Annotated in this window: 19 protein-coding genes and 1 tRNA gene; 10 read left to right on the top strand and 10 right to left on the bottom strand. The window is 71.3% G+C overall.

Annotated elements, in window-relative coordinates:
* Nucleotides 1-87: 87 nt before the first annotated feature.
* Nucleotides 88-1,524, top strand: a complete 1,437-nt coding sequence (locus M4D53_RS10955) for a DUF1254 domain-containing protein (RefSeq protein WP_259954019.1) — start codon at nucleotides 88-90, stop codon at nucleotides 1,522-1,524.
* A 35-nt stretch (nucleotides 1,525-1,559) separates the two neighbouring features.
* Here the strand turns inward: M4D53_RS10955 and M4D53_RS10950 are convergent, their stop codons facing one another.
* Nucleotides 1,560-2,249: a DedA family protein gene (locus M4D53_RS10950; RefSeq protein WP_187662367.1), complete on the bottom strand. Its 690-nt coding sequence runs from the start codon at nucleotides 2,247-2,249 to the stop codon at nucleotides 1,560-1,562.
* A gap of 204 nt (nucleotides 2,250-2,453) precedes the next feature.
* On the opposite strand from M4D53_RS10950, the gene M4D53_RS10945 reads away from it, so the two are divergent.
* From M4D53_RS10945 to M4D53_RS10925, 5 genes are all read left to right on the top strand, one after another.
* Complete coding sequence (locus M4D53_RS10945; RefSeq protein WP_187662366.1) at nucleotides 2,454-2,603, top strand: hypothetical protein; 150 nt, start codon at nucleotides 2,454-2,456, stop codon at nucleotides 2,601-2,603.
* A 49-nt stretch (nucleotides 2,604-2,652) separates the two neighbouring features.
* Nucleotides 2,653-4,008 carry an aminotransferase class I/II-fold pyridoxal phosphate-dependent enzyme gene (locus tag M4D53_RS10940; RefSeq protein WP_259954017.1) on the top strand — a complete coding sequence of 452 codons (1,356 nt, stop codon included), beginning with the start codon at nucleotides 2,653-2,655 and terminating at the stop codon, nucleotides 4,006-4,008.
* Entirely contained in the window at nucleotides 4,005-5,243 is a 1,239-nt protein-coding gene (locus tag M4D53_RS10935; RefSeq protein WP_259954016.1) for a pyridoxal phosphate-dependent aminotransferase, read from the top strand. The genes M4D53_RS10940 and M4D53_RS10935 overlap by 4 nt, the downstream gene beginning before the upstream one ends.
* Before the next feature lie 13 nt (nucleotides 5,244-5,256).
* Nucleotides 5,257-5,327 (top strand) — tRNA-Cys (locus M4D53_RS10930).
* Between the two features lie 44 nt (nucleotides 5,328-5,371).
* Entirely contained in the window at nucleotides 5,372-6,484 is a 1,113-nt protein-coding gene (locus M4D53_RS10925; RefSeq protein WP_259954014.1) for a DegT/DnrJ/EryC1/StrS family aminotransferase, read from the top strand.
* A 2-nt stretch (nucleotides 6,485-6,486) separates the two neighbouring features.
* Here the strand turns inward: M4D53_RS10925 and M4D53_RS10920 are convergent, their stop codons facing one another.
* Entirely contained in the window at nucleotides 6,487-7,338 is an 852-nt protein-coding gene (locus tag M4D53_RS10920) for an AraC family transcriptional regulator (RefSeq protein WP_187662362.1), read from the bottom strand.
* Nucleotides 7,339-7,461: 123 nt separating this feature from the next.
* On the opposite strand from M4D53_RS10920, the gene M4D53_RS10915 reads away from it, so the two are divergent.
* A complete protein-coding gene (locus tag M4D53_RS10915; RefSeq protein ID WP_259954012.1) occupies nucleotides 7,462-8,007 on the top strand; it encodes a carboxymuconolactone decarboxylase family protein in 546 nt (181 codons plus the stop codon).
* A gap of 59 nt (nucleotides 8,008-8,066) precedes the next feature.
* Here M4D53_RS10915 and M4D53_RS10910 read toward each other — a convergent pair whose 3' ends face one another.
* Nucleotides 8,067-8,780, bottom strand: coding sequence for a glutamine amidotransferase (locus M4D53_RS10910; RefSeq protein WP_259954010.1), 714 nt, complete (start codon nucleotides 8,778-8,780; stop codon nucleotides 8,067-8,069).
* A 26-nt stretch (nucleotides 8,781-8,806) separates the two neighbouring features.
* Here M4D53_RS10910 and M4D53_RS10905 point away from each other — a divergent pair, with 26 nt between their 5' ends.
* Complete coding sequence (locus M4D53_RS10905; RefSeq protein WP_259954008.1) at nucleotides 8,807-9,487, top strand: HAD-IA family hydrolase; 681 nt, start codon at nucleotides 8,807-8,809, stop codon at nucleotides 9,485-9,487.
* Here M4D53_RS10905 and gabT read toward each other — a convergent pair.
* Nucleotides 9,471-10,814 (bottom strand): 4-aminobutyrate--2-oxoglutarate transaminase, encoded by a 1,344-nt coding sequence (gabT, locus tag M4D53_RS10900; protein WP_259954005.1) that lies wholly within the window; start codon nucleotides 10,812-10,814, stop codon nucleotides 9,471-9,473. The genes M4D53_RS10905 and gabT overlap by 17 nt on opposite strands.
* Nucleotides 10,815-10,887: 73 nt before the next feature.
* Here gabT and M4D53_RS10895 point away from each other — a divergent pair, with 73 nt between their 5' ends.
* Nucleotides 10,888-11,667: a YggS family pyridoxal phosphate-dependent enzyme gene (locus tag M4D53_RS10895; RefSeq protein WP_259954004.1), complete on the top strand. Its 780-nt coding sequence runs from the start codon at nucleotides 10,888-10,890 to the stop codon at nucleotides 11,665-11,667.
* A gap of 7 nt (nucleotides 11,668-11,674) precedes the next feature.
* Here the strand turns inward: M4D53_RS10895 and M4D53_RS10890 are convergent, their stop codons facing one another.
* From M4D53_RS10890 to M4D53_RS10865, 6 genes are all read right to left on the bottom strand, one after another.
* Nucleotides 11,675-11,881 (bottom strand): CDGSH iron-sulfur domain-containing protein, encoded by a 207-nt coding sequence (locus M4D53_RS10890; RefSeq protein WP_187662356.1) that lies wholly within the window; start codon nucleotides 11,879-11,881, stop codon nucleotides 11,675-11,677.
* A complete protein-coding gene (locus M4D53_RS10885; protein WP_259954001.1) occupies nucleotides 11,878-12,924 on the bottom strand; it encodes an iron-containing redox enzyme family protein in 1,047 nt (348 codons plus the stop codon). The genes M4D53_RS10890 and M4D53_RS10885 overlap by 4 nt, the downstream gene beginning before the upstream one ends.
* A 108-nt stretch (nucleotides 12,925-13,032) precedes the next feature.
* Nucleotides 13,033-13,860 (bottom strand): endo alpha-1,4 polygalactosaminidase, encoded by an 828-nt coding sequence (locus M4D53_RS10880; protein ID WP_259954000.1) that lies wholly within the window; start codon nucleotides 13,858-13,860, stop codon nucleotides 13,033-13,035.
* 38 nt (nucleotides 13,861-13,898) lie between these two features.
* Complete coding sequence (locus M4D53_RS10875) at nucleotides 13,899-15,305, bottom strand: MFS transporter (RefSeq protein WP_259953998.1); 1,407 nt, start codon at nucleotides 15,303-15,305, stop codon at nucleotides 13,899-13,901.
* A 39-nt stretch (nucleotides 15,306-15,344) separates the two neighbouring features.
* Nucleotides 15,345-16,421, bottom strand: coding sequence for a carboxylate-amine ligase (locus M4D53_RS10870; RefSeq protein ID WP_259953997.1), 1,077 nt, complete (start codon nucleotides 16,419-16,421; stop codon nucleotides 15,345-15,347).
* 5 nt (nucleotides 16,422-16,426) lie between these two features.
* Nucleotides 16,427-16,693 (bottom strand): DUF7218 family protein, encoded by a 267-nt coding sequence (locus tag M4D53_RS10865; RefSeq protein WP_187662351.1) that lies wholly within the window; start codon nucleotides 16,691-16,693, stop codon nucleotides 16,427-16,429.
* A gap of 121 nt (nucleotides 16,694-16,814) precedes the next feature.
* Here M4D53_RS10865 and M4D53_RS10860 point away from each other — a divergent pair, with 121 nt between their 5' ends.
* Entirely contained in the window at nucleotides 16,815-16,979 is a 165-nt protein-coding gene (locus M4D53_RS10860; RefSeq protein WP_164498167.1) for a hypothetical protein, read from the top strand.
* Nucleotides 16,980-17,060: the final 81 nt, after the last annotated feature.

Genomic DNA, 17,060 nt, shown 5'->3' with positions numbered 1-17,060 from the left:
CCGCGTGCTCGTCCGCCCCACTACTGTCGGGGTTCAGGCGGAGCCGATTCGCGCAGTACGGGAGCGCGCTGACAGAGGGGGACGGATATGACCGGAGCGAGCGGACTCGACGGGGTACGGAAGGACGGCGAGCTGCCGGCGCGGGAGTCGATCCCCGCGATCTTCGACGAGCTGGACTTCCAGTTCGCCTGCCAGGCCTACCTCTGGGCTCTTCCGCTCGTCTCCTACGCGCAGTGGAAGTCTCAGCACGAGGAGGTCTTCGGTGCGACGAGCAGTGATCTCGTCCGATACCTGACGTATCGCGACCGCCTCGGCCTCATCACGGCGAATGCCACGACGCCGTACATCCTGAACTTCTTCGACCTCGCCGAGACCGGACCGCTGGTCATCGACCTGCCCCCGGGGCACACGGCCGGCGGCGTCTCCGACTTCTGGCAGCGGGAGGTCGGGGCGATGGGGGAGATGGGGCCGGACCAGGGGCGCGGCGGCAAGTACGTGATCGTCGCGCCCGGGGCGACCGTCCCCGCAGACATCACGGCCGAGTTCCGGATCCTGCAGTCCTCCGGGGTCAACATCATGTTCGGCTTCCGCACGCTCGACCCTGATCCGGAGCGCGCCGATGCCCTCGTGCGCGCCGTACGGATCTACCCGTACCGCGATCGGGAGGACCCCGCACCGACGCGCATCATCTCTCCGGACGGTCGGCCGTGGAGCGGCGATCAGCCGCGCGGCATGGACTACTGGCGTCTTCTGCACCGCATCTACCAGTCGGAGGTCGTCGACGAACGCGATCGCTTCTATCTCGCGATGCTGCGGCAGCTCGGCATCCGCGTCGGGGAGCCCTTCGCGCCGGACGACCGTCTCACCCGCGTCGGGGAGCCCTTCGCGCCGGACGACCGTCTCACCCGCATCCTGGAGCGCGGCGCCGAAGCGGGTGAGCTGATGGCGCAGGCGAACACGTTCGCGAAGCGCTTCGCGCAGGGGAGCTACTGGCCCGACCGTGTGTGGGAGCAGGCGATCGTCCTGGACAACTCCGCGCAGCGGGGCGACGGCTATGACGAGCTCCTCGAGAGGGCCTCATGGTTCTACGAGGCTGTCAGCTTCTCGGAGGCGATGAAGAGCACCACTCCCGGTGTCGGGCAGGCCTACCTCGGTGCCTACACCGATGCCGACGGAGAGTGGCTCGACGGTGCCCGCACCTATCGCCTGCACGTGCCGGCGGACGTGCCGGCGAAGCTGTTCTGGTCTGCGACGGTGTACGACGCCGACACCCGCTGCCTCATCGACAACGAGCAGCAGCGCGGCGACCGCGGGTCGCGCGATGAGGACCTCCGATACAACGAGGACGGCTCCGTCGATCTGTGGTTCGGCCCGGAACCGCCGACGGAGGGACGCTCGAACTGGGTGCAGACGATTCCGGGGCGGCACTGGTTCAGCTACTTCCGTTTCTACGGGCCGCTGCAGCCGTACTTCGATCGGTCCTGGAAGCTCGGCGACATCGTCGCGGCCGACGCCGCCGGCTGACACCTCGTGACACGAAGCCGCGCGGGGGAGGGGCCTCAGGCCTGACCGTTGTCCTCTGCCCGCCGTGCCGCGGCTTCGCGCATGCGGCGGCGGATGCGCAGCGCGATGAACACCAGAAGCAGCAGGATGAGCACGCCGACGACCACATCGGAGATCACGCCGCTCCACTGCTCGAGGATCGGCCGGATGGCGGGGCCGAAGGCGAAGCCCAGGCCGATCCAGATGCCGTTCCAGACCGCCGAGCCGACCAGCGTGTACAGCGTGAACTTCCACAGCGCCATGCGCTCGATGCCGGCCGGGATCGAGATGAACGAGCGCACGAGGGGCACGCAGCGACCGAACAGCACGGCACCGCCGCCCCAGCGCGCGAAGAACGCCTCGGCCTTGTCGAAGTCGTCGTGGTCGAGAAGGGGGATGCGTCCGACGATGCGCCGTGTGCGGTCCCGGCCCACGGCCGCGCCGAGTGCATACCAGATCCATGCACCGACGAGTCCGCCGATGGTGGCCGCGGCCCAGGCGCCCCAGGCGTTCATCCGCCCGTCGTAGGCAAGGAATCCCGCCGCCGGGAGGATCGCCTCCGAGGGGATCGGCGGGACGAACGTCTCGATGAGCACGGCGAGGCCGACGCCGACCTCGCCCAGGGTCTCGATCAGGCTGAGCACCCAGCCGATGAATCCGTCGTAGCCGGGGGCGGAAGCGGCGAGGGGGAGAGTGCCGGGGGTCATCGTGTCCTCTGTCGGGGGATCGCGGTGATCGTGCGGGATGCGGGAGGAGATCCGTGGGGACCGACCGCTCCTGAACGGTAACCGGTGTACCTGGGCTCCGCCTGCGTGCATCGGGAGCCGGGCCACCGGAGGCGGCGTTGTCAAGGTGCTCGCTCCGGCAGCGCGGCGGGCCGATCATGGAGTCCCATCAACCGAGGAGGCATCATGACCGATCCGCGACAGGACGAGACGACCGGATTCCACGGCGAGCCCCCGACCGCGAACAACGGGGAGGGCGACGCGCCCGAGGTCGACGTGACCGACCTGGAGCCTGAGGAGATCGAGGACGGCGTGGAGGTCGACGACCGCCCCTGATCCCCGGGGAGATTTTGACATAGGTCAAAATCTCCCCTACCGTCGAGTCATGGCAGCGGCGGAGAGCAGAGACGACGAGACCGACGGGATCAGCGGCGTCACCGCCGCGGAGATCTCGGAGAGCGTGCGCGACCTCGTCGAACGGGGGACGCTCGTCGCCGGGGACCGCTTGCCGCCGGTCCGCACGCTGGCCGAGCGGCTCGGCGTCAATCGCAACACTGTGCTCGCCGCCTACCGCGCACTCGTCACCGCCCGTATCGCGACCACCGGCGGGCGCACAGGGACGACCGTGCTCGGACCCGCCGCCACGCCGGATGAGGGCTTCACGCCCGGAACCGCGCTCCGCGACATCGCCAACGGCAACCCTCAGGCGGCCCTCCTTCCCGACCTCGCCGCCGCTCTCGCAGCCGTGCACCCGAGCCCCGTCCTCTACGGCGAGTCGGTGATCGATGCCGGTCTCGCCGAGTGGGCGACCCGATGGATCGCGGAGGACCAGCCTCGCCCCTTCCGCCTTTCGGTCACCGCCGGGGCGGTCGACGCGGTGGAGCGCCTGCTCGCTCAGACGCTCGTTCACGGCGACCGGGTGGGTCTCGAGGATCCGTGCTTCCTCTCGAGCATCCAGACCGCGCGTCTGGCGGGGTACACGCCCGTCGCGATACCCGTCGACGACGAGGGCATGACCGTGGAGGGCGTGCGTGACGCTCTGGAGAGCGGTGTGCGCGCGATCGTCTGCACGCCCCGCGCGCACAATCCCACCGGGGTCAGCATCAGTCCCGCGCGTGCCGCGGCGCTGCGCGAGATGCTCGCTCCGCACCCCCACGTCCTGGTGATCGAGGACGACCACTTCTCGCTGCTCGCCCCGACTCCGTACGCCACCGTCATCGGACCGGGCCACGAACGGTGGGCTCTCGTGCGGTCGGTGTCCAAGTTCCTCGGACCCGACATGCGGCTGGCCCTCACCGCGTCCGACCCCGTCACCGCCGAGCGCCTCGCCCTCCGGCTCAGCCCCGGCACGATGTGGGTGAGCCACGTCATGCAGCAGCTCGCCGCGACCATGCTCCGTGACGAAGACGTGCACCGGCTCATCGCGGAGGCGGGGGCCCGATACGCCGCGCGCAACAGGTCCTTCGCCGCGCTCGTCTCCGCCCGTGGATCGGCCGTCACCGCGGAGAGCGGTCTGAATGCGTGGGTCGATGTCCGCGAGGAGGCCGCGGTCGTCGCCGAGCGGCTCGCGCACCGCGGATGGCTCGTTCGACCGGGGTCCGAGTTCGCGCTGGAGGACGGCTCGACCGGCGGCCACCATCTGCGTCTGACGGTGCACGACCTCGACGACGCCGACCTGCGACGACTGGCCGACGACATCGCCGCCGCTTCCGGTCCGGCCGAGGCCGAGGGGGACGAATGACGGCCAGGGCCCCGTTCCGGATCGGCCGATCATCGCGCCTGGACGGCGTGCTCTACGACCTGCGGGGTCCGGTGGCCGAGCGTGCGGCCGAGTTGGAAGCCCGCGGCGAGCAGATCCTCCGCCTGAACATCGGCAACCCGGCCCCGTTCGGTTTCGAGGCGCCGCCGGTCATCGTGGAGGCCCTGCGCGAGGCTCTTCCGCACGCCCATGGGTACTCGGAATCACCGGGCCTTCCGGAGACGAGGGAGGCGATCCGCGTGCACTACTCGCGCCGGGCCGGGTTCCCGTCCCTCGGGATCGAGGCGGTGGCCGTCGGCAACGGCGTGTCCGAGCTGGTGGGTCTCACGTTGCAGGCGCTGCTGGAGCCGGGCGACGAGGTCCTCATCCCGAGTCCCGACTATCCGCTGTGGACCGCATCGACGGTCCTCGCCGGGGGTGAGCCCGTGCACTACCGCTGCGCGGAGGAGGCCGGGTGGCTCCCGGATCTCGAGGCCATGGCGGCGGCGATCGGCCCACGGACCGTGGCCATCGTCATCATCAACCCGAACAACCCCACCGGCGCGGTCTACCCGCGGGAGACCTTGGAGGGCGTGGCGGAGCTCGCCCGTCGCCATGGTCTGCTGCTGCTGTCGGACGAGATCTACGACCGCGTCGTCTACCCCGGATTCACGCACGTCTCCACGGCGCAGGTCGCCCCTGACGTGCCCTGCGTCACCTTCGCCGGCCTGTCGAAGACCCACCGCGTCGCCGGCTACAGGGCGGCCTGGGCGTTGACGACCGGGTTCGCTGCGGACGATCCCTTCCTCTCCGGTCTGCGGCTGCTCGCCTCGATGCGGATGTGCGCGTCCGTGCCGGCACAGCACGCGATCACGGCGGCCCTGGGTCGCGACGCATCGCTCGACGCGCTCGTCTCGGCCGAGGGGCGGCTGACAATGCAGCGCGACGCCGCCACGGCTGCGCTCCGAGCCATCCCCGGCGTCGACGTGCAGGAGGCGGGTGGCGGGCTCTACCTCTTCCCGCGCCTCGACCCTGAGGTGTTCGGCATCCGTGACGACGAGCGTCTGGTGCTCGACTTCCTCGACGCGGAGCACATCCTGCTGGTGCACGGCCGCGCCTTCAACGGCGCCGACACCGATCACGTGCGCCTCGCCTTCCTGCCCGAGACCGACACGCTGATCGATGCGGTGCAGCGCTTCGGCCGCTTCCTGCAGGGGTACTCGCCGCCGGGCGCGTGAGGACATCTGACCCGGTGGAGTGACCGAGTGGCCAGGTCGCGGTCCGCAAGACCGTGCACGCAGGTTCGATTCCTGCCTCCACCTCCGATCCGGCTCGCGCCGAGCCGTTCCCGACGAAGGACATACCCATGCAGAAGGACTTCATCCCGGCCGCCGCGCCGCTCATCGGCGACGACGAGGTGGCAGCCGTCGAACGCGTGCTCCGCAGCGGCATGCTCGCCCAGGGCCCCGAGGTGGCGGCGTTCGAGCGCGAGTTCGCGATGCACTTCGTGGGAGGCCGCACCACCGTCGCGGTGAACTCGGGGACGAGCGGTCAGCTCCTGGGCCTGCTCGCTTTCGGTGTCGGCCCGGGCGACGAGGTGATCGTGCCGTCCTTCACCTTCGCGGCGGTCGCGAACTCCGTGGTCCTGGCCGGCGCGACGCCGGTGTTCGTCGACATCGAGCCGAGGCACTTCACGCTGGATCCGGCGCGGGTCCGTGGCGCCGTCACCGCCCGCACGAAAGGCATCATGCCGGTGCACCTGTACGGGCATCCGTTCCTCGTGGACGACATCGAGGAGGTCGCCAGGGACCATGGCCTGGACATCTACGAGGACGCCGCGCAGGCCCACGGTGCCGCCTGGCGAGGCCGGCCGGCCGGGACCATCGGCAGGTTCGGCATGTTCAGCCTCTACCCGACGAAGAACATGACAGCGATCGAGGGCGGCATGGTCTCGTGCGTCGATGAGCAGGTCGCGCGCCGGGTCCGACTGCTGCGCAACCAGGGTATGGAGACCCAGTACGCGAACGAGCTCGTCGGCTACAACAACCGGATGAGCGAGGTGCACGCCGCGGTCGGTCGGGTGCAGCTCGGGCGGGTCGCCGCCTGGACCCGCCAGCGCCAGGAGAACGCCGCATTCCTCGACGCCGCGCTCGCCGGCATCGACGGGCTCACCGTGCCTGCGGTCGCGGAGGGCGCCGAGCACGTCTACCACCAGTACACGGTGCGGGTCGCCGCGGGGGAGCGCGACCGGGTGCGCGACGCACTCCGCGACGAACACGGGGTGGGCTCCGGCGTCTACTACCCGATCCCGAACCACCGGCTGCCCTCGCTGGCGCGCTTCGCGCCGGCCGACGAGCTTCCGGAGACCGAACGGGCGGCGCAGGAGGTGCTCTCCCTCCCCGTGCACCCTTCGCTCACGGCCGGCGACCTCGACCGGATCGTGACCGGGGTCGCTGCCGTGATGTCAGCCGGCGGCTGAGCTCAGGCGGCGAGGCCGAGCCAGGCCCGCGGAGAGCGACCGAGCCGCTGGGCGAACGCGCGGGAGAAGGCGGAGGCGCTCGCATAGCCGAGGTCGGCGGCCACAGCGCTCACGGACATCCCCGCACGGAGCTGTTCCTGGGCGATCGTGAGACGCCACTCGGTGAGGTAGTCGCCCGGCGCTCGGCCCACGACCTCCTTGAAGCGCGCCGCGAAGGCGCTGCGCGACATCGCGGCGGTCCGCGCGAGAGTGTCGAGCGTCCACGGCTCGCCGGGGGCCTCATGCATCGCCACGAGGGCGGGTGCGAGGCGTTCGTCCGCAAGGCCGGGCAGCAGCCCCGGCGGGAGAGTGAGATCGCCGGAGTGGTCGAGCATCCAGCGCAGGAGCTGGATGAGCACGACCTCGAACATCCGGTCTGCCAGCAGCGGACGACCGCAGCGCACGTTGTCGACCTCGGCGAACAGGAGGTCCAGCGCGGGGGCGAGGGTGGACACCTCGTCGAGCGGCAGGACGATCACCGAGGGGAGGGTGCGGACGAGCGGGTGCGTGGCTCCGCCGTCGAAGTCGATCGTCGCGCAGGCGAAGTCGGATTCATCGGTCGGGGCGTTGAGGAAGGTGTGGTCGACCGGGCGCGGGAAGAACAGCAGGCTCGGGCGGGTGATCGTCTCGCGCTCGATGCCGCCGTCCGGGCGCTGGTGCGTCACCTCCATCTCGCCGCGACGCAGCACGTGGAGGAAGCCGTGGCCCGCACTCGCGGCGAAGACCGTGGTCCCGCACAGGGGTCCGGTGTGGAACAGGCGGCTGCGCACCCGGAAGCGGTCGAGCAGCGGGGTGAGGCGGTCGAGCGGTGGCATGCTTCCATTCTTCTGGACGATATGTCACGAACGCAAGACCAAATGATGCGTATCGTACTGCGCGGCGAGCAAGACTGGAGGGGAAGCCGAATCCGGCCCGTCCGAAACACAAAGGAGCACCCCATGCCCAACGTCCCTCTCGTCGACCGTGAGACCGCCACCGGCCCCGTCAAGGAGCAGCTGGAGCAGATCGGCTCCGCCTTCGGCGCCGTCCCCGCCATGTTCCGCGCGGTCGCGAACTCGCCCGCCGCGCTCACCAGCATGTGGAGCGCTTTCGGCGCCTACGGTGGGGGCACGCTCGGCGCGGCCCTCGGTGAGCAGATCGCGGTCGCGGTCGCGAACCGCAACTCCTGCGGCTACTGCCTCGCGGCGCACACCGCGCTCGGCAAGAAGGCGGGCCTCACGACCGAGGCGCTCGCCGAGGCCCAGGCCGGCAACTCCGACGACCCCCGTACGGCCGCTCTGCTGGCCTTCGCGCTCAAGCTCGTCGAGGAGCGGGGTCAGGTGACCTCGGCCGACGTCGACGCTCTCCGCGCGCGCGGCTGGAACGACGAGCAGATCGTCGAGACCATCGGCCAGGTCGCGCTGAACCTCTTCACGAACTACGTGAACATCGCGCTCGACGTGCCGATCGACTTCCCGACGGTGCCGCTGCGTCGCGCCGCCTGAGGTCGAGGGGAGCAGAGGCCGGATTCGCTGGGGGTCCGGCCTCTTCCCCTGCCCGCCCGCTACGCCTCGACCTCGTCGAGCCAGTCGCTCAGCACACGGATGGCGAGGGCCTCGAGCCGCGGGCCGTGCCGCTGCGCCTGCTCCCGGATCGTCCGCGGGTCGATGCCGTGGTGATGGAGCTCGTGCGCGTGACCGATGAGCCAGCGCTCGATGACGCGGTGGTCGGCTTCCAGGTGGAACTGGAGTCCGAGCGTGCGCGCGACGGCGAAGGCCTGATGGGGGAAGCCGGGCGTGTACGCCAGGGAGTGCGCCCCGGCGGGGATCGCGAACTCGTCGCCGTGCCAGTGCAGCACGGGCTCGCCGTCGAGAGGGGCGAGGACGGACTCCCGGCCCTCGGGGGTGAGTGCGAGCGGGCCGTAGCCGATCTCGACGGCCCCGGTCGGGCGTACCTCTGCGCCCAGAGCCTCGGCCAGGAGCTGGGCGCCGAGACAGACGCCGAGCGTGGCGCCGCCCGTGGCGAGCCGGGTCGCGAGAGCCGCCTTCGAGGAGTGCAGGAAGGGATACCGATCCTCGTCGTACACGCCGATCGGTCCGCCGAGGACGAGGAGCAGGTCCGTGCCAGCGACGGCGTCCGGGTCGATCGCGTCGATGCCGGCGTCGAGCAGGGTGGTCTCGTAGCCGCGCGCCGCCAGCAGCGGGGCGAGGATCCCGAGGTCTTCGAAGGGGACGTGGCGGACGGCGCTCGCCGTCCGGGGCGTGCGGGACGCGGACATGCACTCTCCTCGGATAGATTTGACCTATGCCAAAAATAGCACACGAGGTTCGAGGTGCCGAGGTGATCGTGCGCGCCACGGGGGTCCTGTTCGACTGCGACGGCGTGCTGGTGGATTCCGTCCCCTCGGCGGCGATCGCGTGGGACGCCTGGGCGCTCCGGCACGCCCCGGGATTCGACTTCCTGCGAGACGCGCCTCATGGCATGCGGCCGAGTGAGGTGGTCGCGGCGATCGTGGGGCCGGAACGGGCGGCCGAGGCGACGGCCGACCTCCTCGCCCGGGAGCTCGCCGTCGCCCCGGCGACGACCGGGATCCCCGGGGCCGCTGCCCTGCTCACTGCGCTGCCCCCGAAGCTGTGGGCGGTCGCGACGAGCAGCAACCGAGCTGTCGCGACCGCACGGATGGGCGGAGCGGGTATCCCGGCGCCGGCGGTGCTGGTCGCCGCCGAAGACGTGAACAGAGGCAAGCCCGCGCCCGACCCGTACGTCCGTGCCGCACGGCTCCTCGGGCGGGACCCGGGGGCCTGCGTCGTCTTCGAGGACTCGCCGCCGGGGATCAGCGCGGCGCGAGCGGCCGGTGCCGGCCTCGTGGTCGGGGTGGGCGCAGGCTCCGGGGCGGCTGACCCCGACCTGGTCGTGCACGACCTCGCCCACGTGCGGTGGAGCGGGGAGGCGCTGTGCCTCCGCGTGCTCAGCGGAGCGCGCTGAGGGCCTCGTCGATCACGTCCACGGCGACGTCGAGCTGCTCGTCGGTCGTGGTCAGAGTGGGGAGGAAGCGGATCACATTGCCGTCGCTGCCGGCGGTGAGCAGCAGGATGCCGCGCTGGGCGGCGAACTCCGCGATCATGGAGGCGGCCCCGGCCAGCGGTCGCGTCGTCCCGGGGGTGCTCAGCTCGAAGGCCTGCATGGCGCCGATCCCGCGGACGTCGCCGATGACCGCATGGCGAGTGCGCAGACCCTCGAGTCGGGCGGACAGGTGGGCGCCTATCCGACGGGCGTCGGCGAAGAAGGTCCCGTGCTCGAGCTCGTCGAACACTGCGAGGGCGGCGGCGATCGAGACCGGGTTGCCGCCGAATGTGCCGCCGAGGCCGCCAGGGTCGGGCGCGTCCATGATCTCGGCGCGGCCGGTCACCCCGGCCAGGGGCAGCCCGCCGGCGATGCCCTTCGCCGTGAGCACGAGGTCCGGCACGAGGTCGAAGTGTGTGCTCGCGAACCACGTCCCGGTGCGCCCGAGGCCCGTCTGGATCTCATCGGCGATGAACACCACGCCGTTCTCCGTGCACCACTCCTGCAGGGCGGGGAGGTAGCCCTCGGCCGGGACGACGAAGCCGCCCTCGCCCTGGATGGGCTCGGCGATGACGGCCGCGAGGTCGTGGACGCCGATCCGCTGTTCGAGATGGGCGATCGTGCGCGCGGCGGCTTCCTCGCCGTCGAGGCCGTCGCGGTAGGGGTACGAGTTGGGGACGCGGTGGACATCGGGCGCGAACGGACCGAACCCGGTGCCGTACGGCGCCGCCTTGTGGTTCATCGCGAGTGCGAGGTTGGTGCGCCCGTGGAACGCGTGATCCAGGGCGGCGACGGCGCGCCGTCCCGTGTGCCTCCGGGCGATCTTGACCGCGTTCTCGACGGCTTCGGCGCCGGAGTTCGCGAAGGCTGTGCGGGTCTCGTGGGTGCCGGGGACCTTTTCCGCGAGCAGTTCGGCGAGGCGCACGTAGCCCTCGTAGGGGGTGACGGTGAAGAGCGTGTGCGTGACCCGGTCGAGCTGCTCCGCCGCGGCGGTGACGGCTGCGAGATTGGTGTGGCCGATGGTCGTCACGCCGATCCCGCTGCCGAGGTCGAGGAAGCGGTTGCCGTCGACGTCGGTGACCCAGGGGCCGTCGGCGTGCTCGATGTAGACGGGGAGCACGCTGCCGACGCCGCGCGGGACGATCCGTTGCCGGCGCTCGTGCAGCGCCCGGCTCTGCGGCCCTGGCACCTCGGTGCGCAGGCGCGGGGTCGACAGGGCGGTGTCCGAGAACAGGCCGGGTGCGGACATGGGCGGGCTCCTTCGTGAAGGGGGTGTCGGCGGGTACGCGACGTGGTGTCGAAGCTATGTTAGATTTTGACCTATGTCAAAGATCGAGCGTGTGGGGGAGAGCGCCGAGCGCTACCCGACGGCCTTCACCGCCGCGGACTTCCGCGCCAACGTCGCCGACGTCCGCGCCCGCATCGACGCCGCCGCGGAGCGCGCAGGACGCGACCCCGGTGAGGTGCACCTGCTCCCGGTGAGCAAGACGGTGCCGACCGATCGGGTGCGGGTGGCCATCGACGCCGGGCTGCGCCGACTCGGCGAGAACAAGGTGCAGGAAGCCGTGCGCAAGCACCGGGAGACGGCCGACCTCGATGTGGACTGGGTGGTCATCGGCCACCTGCAGACGAACAAGGCCAGGGATGTCGCCTCCTTCGCCGCCGAGTTCCAGGCGCTCGACCGGCTGCGGGTCGCCGAGGCTCTCGACCGGCGCCTGCAGGCCGCGGGGCGCAGCCTCGATGTGTACGTGCAGGTGAACACCTCGGCCGAGGATTCGAAGTTCGGGATGCCGCCGGAGGAGCTTCTCGACTTCCTGAAGGCGTTGCCCTCGTACGGTGCTCTCCGTGTGCGCGGCCTGATGACGCTGGCGCTGCTCGCACCGGACGATGCCCGGGTGCGGGAATGCTTCGCGATGCTGCGGACCCTCCGTGACAGAGCACGTGAGGAGAACCCCGAACTCATCGGCGACGGCGCCCTGTCGATGGGTATGTCCGGGGACTACGAGATCGCCGTCGAGGAGGGCGCGACGTGCGTGCGGGTCGGGCAGGCGATCTTCGGTGCGCGCGCCGTCCCGGATAGTCACTACTGGCCGGAGGGCTGACGCCCGCTCAGTCCTCGGTGCGGAAACCGGCCGCCTTGTGTGTGCCGTCGCAGAACGGCTTCAGCGCGGAGAGCCCGCAGCGGCACAGGGCCACCGTGCGTCGACGCGGGTCGATCACCGTGCCGTCGCTCGCGTGCAACTCGATCTCTCCGCGCACCAGGAGGGGGCCGTCCGGGTACGCCGTGACGGTGACCGGCTCGTCCCGGGCGGTCATGCCGTCGTCCTCTCCCGCAGCGCCGAGCGGCCCTCGGTCCACGCGTCGAGGGTGTGCGCACCCGCCCAGCCGTCGACCGTGAGGCACGCGGCCGCGCCGAACAGGATGTCCGCGAGCAGCTCCGGACGGTCCTCGGCGAGGCTGCCCGCGAGGTCGCGGGCGGCGATCTGCTCGTGCACCGCGTCGGCCTCCACGTGCTCCTCGAAGTACGCGGCGACATCGTCGGCGAACCCCAGCCGGTGCAGGCCGTCGGCGTAGAAGCGGCATGGGATCGACGAGGTCATCTCGTAGGCGGCGAGGTGACCCACGATCGCGCCCACGAGGCGGCGGTTGAGGCCGAACAGGCCCATCATGTTGTGCGAGGCGAGCGTGATCGCGGGGGCGTCGTCGACGTAGGCGCCGTATGTGTCGTCGAGTCCGGCGGCGCGAAGGGCGCGGGCGTAAAGCTCCGCGTGGACCCGCTGCGGTCGGCCGCCGCCGTACTCGTCCGACTGGATCTCCACCAGCGCTGCCTTGGGGCGTCCGGTCAGCCGTGGGATCGCCCAGGAGTGCGGATCGGCCTCCCGCAGCGTGTACACGGAGCGGAGGATCAGCGACTCCTCGGCCTGCTCGCGGGTGGCCTTCCTGGCGATGTGCCGCGACAGGCTGGGGCCCGTGTCCGCAGCGGCGAGGGCGAACAGGGCGCGCCCCACGGCGTCGACTGTCGGCTCCGGAAGCTCGGGCACGGGCACGGTCTCGCGCAGTGCGGCCTCGAAGGCGTCCTCGAGGATCCGGCGCGCGGTGACCACCCCGGCCTCCCACTCCAGCGCCGCATCGAGCTGCGGCAGCGAGCCGTACGAGGACGCATAGAGGACGAAGAGGGCGAGCTGGATGTCGTCGTCCCGGACCACATCGCTGCTCTCAGCGACGGCTGTGGTGGCGAGGTCGGGCAGGGCGGCGGCATCCTCGCCGCGACCGGTGAGGACGTCGAGGACGGCGCCCGACAGAGGACCGCGCGGCGAGAAGGCGACGGCGGTATCGGGGTCGAGGGTGGAAACGGTCATGAGGAGGGGCTCCCATCGAGTCGATCACCGATATCCTCGTCCGCGCGAACGGGGGCCACCAGGGACTTGACGCCGAGGCGCTCGGCAGGCAAGCGCCTCCGTCGATCGTCAGGGGCACCCGGCGAAGACGTGGTCCTCGTCGTCCGGCGTGACGAGGTCGCGATCGCGGAGCACGAGGGATGCCGGGGCGTCCGGGTCGGCGCACAGCTCCGCGAACGACCGCGGGAGCTGGTCGGTGTACTCGATGTCGATCACGTGCGGCCCGTAGGCCGCGGTGTATGCGCCGCACTCGGCGTACGCGGCGCACTCCTCCGTCACGGCGAAGTCGAAGCCCGCGCGTTCCTTCAGGGCCTCCGCATGCTCGGCAGCGTTCTTCTGTCCGGCGGCGAGCCCGACGCCGTGCGCCGCGTCGACGAGGAGCTCTGCGAGCGCGAGGTTGTGGTCCAGAGTCAGGAGGCCGAGCGAGCGTGAGAAGGAGTCGAGGTTGTCGAACTCGACCGCCTGGAAGCCGGAGTCCGCGCAGCCCTCGATCCAGGGGATCACGATCTCCGCGATGCGGGACCGCTGCGCTGCGCTGCCGGTATCCAGAAGGGCCTCGTCGGGCCAGTCCGGGTCGAAGACCACATCGTCACCGTCATGCAGGAGGAGGTCGTCGGGCCACTCGGCGAGCTCGCCCGGCTGGGTCTGGAATCCGTTGACGTAGCAGACGGAGTAGAGTCCCGCGACCGGCTCCGCGCTGCGGTCTCGCCCGACGATGCCCACGCCCTCGGCCGGATCGTACGCGCCGCCGAGCTGGTAATCCGGAAGGGCTCCGGCCGGAGGAAGCACGACGCCGCCCGATGACCCCGTTCCCTCCGTAGGGAGGGCGGTCGGGGCGGCGCAGCCGGCGAGAGCGAGGATCCCCACCGCGACGCACGCCGCCGGCGTCAGAGACACGCGTGCCGTTCTTCGACCGCGTCGAGAGCGCGGCGCGGTCATCGCGGCTGAGGCGTCGGCTGCGCGGGGGCGTCGACCGGCGGCGCCGCCGCCTCCGAGGGGTTCCGGCGGATGCCGATCCACGACACGACGCCGCCGAGCACGAGGAGCGCCGCGGTGACCCAGGCGGCGTTGTGGAACCCGTCGAGGTCCAGGGAGCCGCCGACGATGGTCGACAGCATCGCGACGACCAGCAGCCCCGCGACGCGGGAGACGGCGTTGTTCACGGCGGAGGCGATGCCGGAGTGGTTCTCGTCGATGGCCCCGAGGATCGCGGCCGTCAGTGGGGCGACGGTGAGCGACAGGCCCAGCCCCATCACGATCATGGCCGGGAGCACCTGCGCCCAGTAGTCGAAGGCGGTGTTCACGGTCAGCAGCATGAGCGCTCCGACGGCCATGATCAGCGGTCCGACGGTCATGAAGATGCGCGGGCCCCAGCGTCCCGCCCACCCGCCGGCGCGGGAGCTCAGCAGGATCATCAGGATCGTCATCGGCAGGCTCGCGAGTCCCGCCGCCGTCGCGCTGAGTCCCGCCCCCTGCTGGAGGTAGACGCCGACGACGAAGCCGTTGAGCGAGAGCGCGGCGTAGACGAAGAGCGTGGCGAGGTTGCCCCACCCGAAGTCGCGCACCCGGAACAGCCAGAGCGGCATGAGCGGCGTGGCCGAGCGGCCCTGCCGCCACAGGAAGACGGCGAAGAGCGCGGCCCCGACCACGGCGGGGATCCAGATCGCGGGGGAGGCCCACCCGAGGTTCGGCTGCTCGATGAGGGCGAACACGATGGCGCCCAGGCCCAGCGCGCACAGTGCTCCGCTCCACCAGTCCACCCGGACGCCCCGAGGGTGCTCCGGCAGGTGCAGGCGGGCGAGCAGCACCAGCGTCACTCCGATGGGGAGGACGTTGATGAGGAACACGAAGCGCCAGGAGAGGAAGTCGACGAAGAGCCCGCCGAGGAGGGGGCCGACCAGTTGGGCCGCCGTGGTGAAGGCGGTCCAGACGCCGATGGCCCTCGCCTGCAGGTCGCCGCGCATGGTCGCGGTGATGAGGGCGAGGGAGCTCGGGACGAGGAGGGCGCCGGCCGCTCCCTGCGCTCCGCGGGCCACGATGAGCATGAGCGGATCGATCGCTGCGGCGACCGCGACCGACGCGATGCCGAAGGCGATGAGCCCGATCCGCATCACCAGGACCCGGCCGTAGGCGTCGGACAGAGACCCGGCGAGCAGGATCAGCGCGCTGAGGGTGATGAGGTACGCGTCGACCACCCACTGCTGCGTGGTGATCCCGCCGCCCAGCTCTTCACTGATGGCGGGAAGCGCGACGTTCACCACCGTTCCGTCGAGGAACGTGACGAACGAGGCCAGCACGGCGATCGCGATGACGAGCCGCTGGAGCGGGGCGAAGGATGACACAGGCCGACCCTACTCCCGGGGTCGGACGCGAGGGGCCGGTCAGTCAGCCGATGTCCCGGTACCTTCCGCCAGCAGCCGTCGGAGTGCGGGGAGGCCGTCCCGTCCGTGCGCCGCGCGCTGCCGCGCCGCGCCGGTGCCGTCCGCCCGCATCCGGGCGAGTCCCGCTCGCACGGTGTCCGCATCGCCCTGCTCGTCCAGCACCGGGCCGATCTCGTCGAGCAGGTGCTCGGCCACGGTCCAGGCCGGGGCGACCTCGCCGGTGAGCGGATCCAGGATGCGGGCCGTCATCCCCGCTCTCGACGCCATCCAGATCGACGCGTCGATCGTCTCCGTCTCGTCGGCGACGATCCGCTGCGCGGACGACAGGGCGATCCCGCGGGTCAGCAGCGCGGAGAGAACGGCGTCCTCCGCGGTGAGCTGCGTGTCCGCGACGCGCGCCTCGACCGTCGGGTAGCGCTCGGACAGGCGCACCGCCCAGGAGAGGGAGGTCGCCTCCCCTATGGTCCCGAGTTCGAGGAGCTGGTCCACGCGCGTGCGGTAGTCGTCGACATCGGCGAACCGGGGCGGGCACCACGACGAGGGGAGCCGGCGGATGAGCATGCTCCGCCAGCTCGCGAAGCCGGTGTCGATGCCGTTGCCGAACGGACTGTTCGTGCTGAGGGCGAGCAGCAGGGGCAGCCACGCGCGGAGTCGATTCAGCGCACGGACCCGCTCCTCCTCGTCCGGGACCTCGACGTGCACGTGCAGCCCGTTCACCTCGTGTTCGCGGGTGAGGTGCGCCAGGCGCCGGGCGACGTCGTCGTAGTGCGCCGACGGCGAGAGCCGGGGAGAGCGGAGAGTGGTGAACGGCGAGCCGGTCGGCGCCGCGATCGCGCGCCGCGCGCGGGCCTCCGCGCCGATGGCAGCCCGCAGCGTCGTCAGTTGCTGCAGGGCCTCGGCTCCGGTCCGCACCGGATCGGTGAGGGCCTCGAGCTGCGAGGCCAGGTACTCGGTGGTCACGCGTCCGGCGGCGACCTCGCCGCCGATGCGCTCCAGGATGTCACCGCTGAGGGCGACGGGGACGAGCGAATCCTCATCGAGCAGGAGGAACTCCTCCTCGATCCCGAAGCGCGTCATCCGGGTCAGTGGTTTCGCAGTTCGGAGATGAGCTCGGCCTTGCGCTTGCCGCTGTAGCCCGTGAGGCCCAGTTCCTTCGCGCGCTTCCGCAGCTCGGGGACGGTCCAGTCCTCGTAGTCCCCGTGCTCCCCGCCGCGCCGGCCGACCGAGCTGCGGCCGTCTCGTGCGGCGGCGTTCGAGATGCGGGCGGCCTTCTCCTTCGAGGCGCCGTCGTCGCGGAGCTCCTCGTACAGTTCCGGATCCTTCAGGGAATTGTTGCGTCGTCCTGGCATTGCTCTGCTCCTTCGCGCATCGGGAGGGTCGAAGTCAACCCCCTCCAGGGAGGGTGTGGTTCGGGTCTAGCGTGGTGTCACCGCAGTCGGGCGCCCGCGCCCCCAGAGAAGGGAAAGACCGATGAACATCCTCCTGATCATCGTCATCGTCATCGCCGTGATCCTCGCGATCACCGGAGGACTGGTGCAGTCGCTCCAGTTCCTGCTGTGGGTCGGTCTGGTGCTCCTGGCCATCGCCGTGATCGCCTGGCTGATCCGAGCGATCACCGGCAGCCGCAAGGTCTGACCCGAGTGCGGAGGGGGGGGGGGGGGGGCGGGGCGGCCGCCCCCCCCCCGGGGGGGGGGGGGGCGGCGGGGGGGGGGGCGC

Source organism: Microbacterium meiriae, from assembly GCF_025143875.1.
GTDB classification, from domain to species: domain Bacteria; phylum Actinomycetota; class Actinomycetes; order Actinomycetales; family Microbacteriaceae; genus Microbacterium; species Microbacterium meiriae.
This window is presented reverse-complemented; position numbering and strand designations above follow the sequence as displayed.

Excerpts from the sequence above, each read along its gene's own strand:
- M4D53_RS10940 (WP_259954017.1), top strand. The coding sequence starts at position 2,653 with ATGGCAGCGGCGGAGAGCAGAGACGACGAGACCGACGGGATCAGCGGC.
- M4D53_RS10885 (WP_259954001.1), bottom strand. The coding sequence starts at position 12,924 with ATGACCGTTTCCACCCTCGACCCCGATACCGCCGTCGCCTTCTCGCCG.
- M4D53_RS10860 (WP_164498167.1), top strand. The coding sequence starts at position 16,815 with ATGAACATCCTCCTGATCATCGTCATCGTCATCGCCGTGATCCTCGCG.
- M4D53_RS10945 (WP_187662366.1), top strand. The coding sequence starts at position 2,454 with ATGACCGATCCGCGACAGGACGAGACGACCGGATTCCACGGCGAGCCC.
- M4D53_RS10935 (WP_259954016.1), top strand. The coding sequence starts at position 4,005 with ATGACGGCCAGGGCCCCGTTCCGGATCGGCCGATCATCGCGCCTGGAC.
- M4D53_RS10905 (WP_259954008.1), top strand. The coding sequence starts at position 8,807 with ATGCCAAAAATAGCACACGAGGTTCGAGGTGCCGAGGTGATCGTGCGC.
- M4D53_RS10910 (WP_259954010.1), bottom strand. The coding sequence starts at position 8,780 with ATGTCCGCGTCCCGCACGCCCCGGACGGCGAGCGCCGTCCGCCACGTC.
- M4D53_RS10895 (WP_259954004.1), top strand. The coding sequence starts at position 10,888 with ATGTCAAAGATCGAGCGTGTGGGGGAGAGCGCCGAGCGCTACCCGACG.
- M4D53_RS10915 (WP_259954012.1), top strand. The coding sequence starts at position 7,462 with ATGCCCAACGTCCCTCTCGTCGACCGTGAGACCGCCACCGGCCCCGTC.
- M4D53_RS10865 (WP_187662351.1), bottom strand. The coding sequence starts at position 16,693 with ATGCCAGGACGACGCAACAATTCCCTGAAGGATCCGGAACTGTACGAG.
- M4D53_RS10955 (WP_259954019.1), top strand. The coding sequence starts at position 88 with ATGACCGGAGCGAGCGGACTCGACGGGGTACGGAAGGACGGCGAGCTG.
- M4D53_RS10920 (WP_187662362.1), bottom strand. The coding sequence starts at position 7,338 with ATGCCACCGCTCGACCGCCTCACCCCGCTGCTCGACCGCTTCCGGGTG.
- M4D53_RS10870 (WP_259953997.1), bottom strand. The coding sequence starts at position 16,421 with ATGACGCGCTTCGGGATCGAGGAGGAGTTCCTCCTGCTCGATGAGGAT.
- gabT (WP_259954005.1), bottom strand. The coding sequence starts at position 10,814 with ATGTCCGCACCCGGCCTGTTCTCGGACACCGCCCTGTCGACCCCGCGC.
- M4D53_RS10950 (WP_187662367.1), bottom strand. The coding sequence starts at position 2,249 with ATGACCCCCGGCACTCTCCCCCTCGCCGCTTCCGCCCCCGGCTACGAC.
- M4D53_RS10890 (WP_187662356.1), bottom strand. The coding sequence starts at position 11,881 with ATGACCGCCCGGGACGAGCCGGTCACCGTCACGGCGTACCCGGACGGC.
- M4D53_RS10925 (WP_259954014.1), top strand. The coding sequence starts at position 5,372 with ATGCAGAAGGACTTCATCCCGGCCGCCGCGCCGCTCATCGGCGACGAC.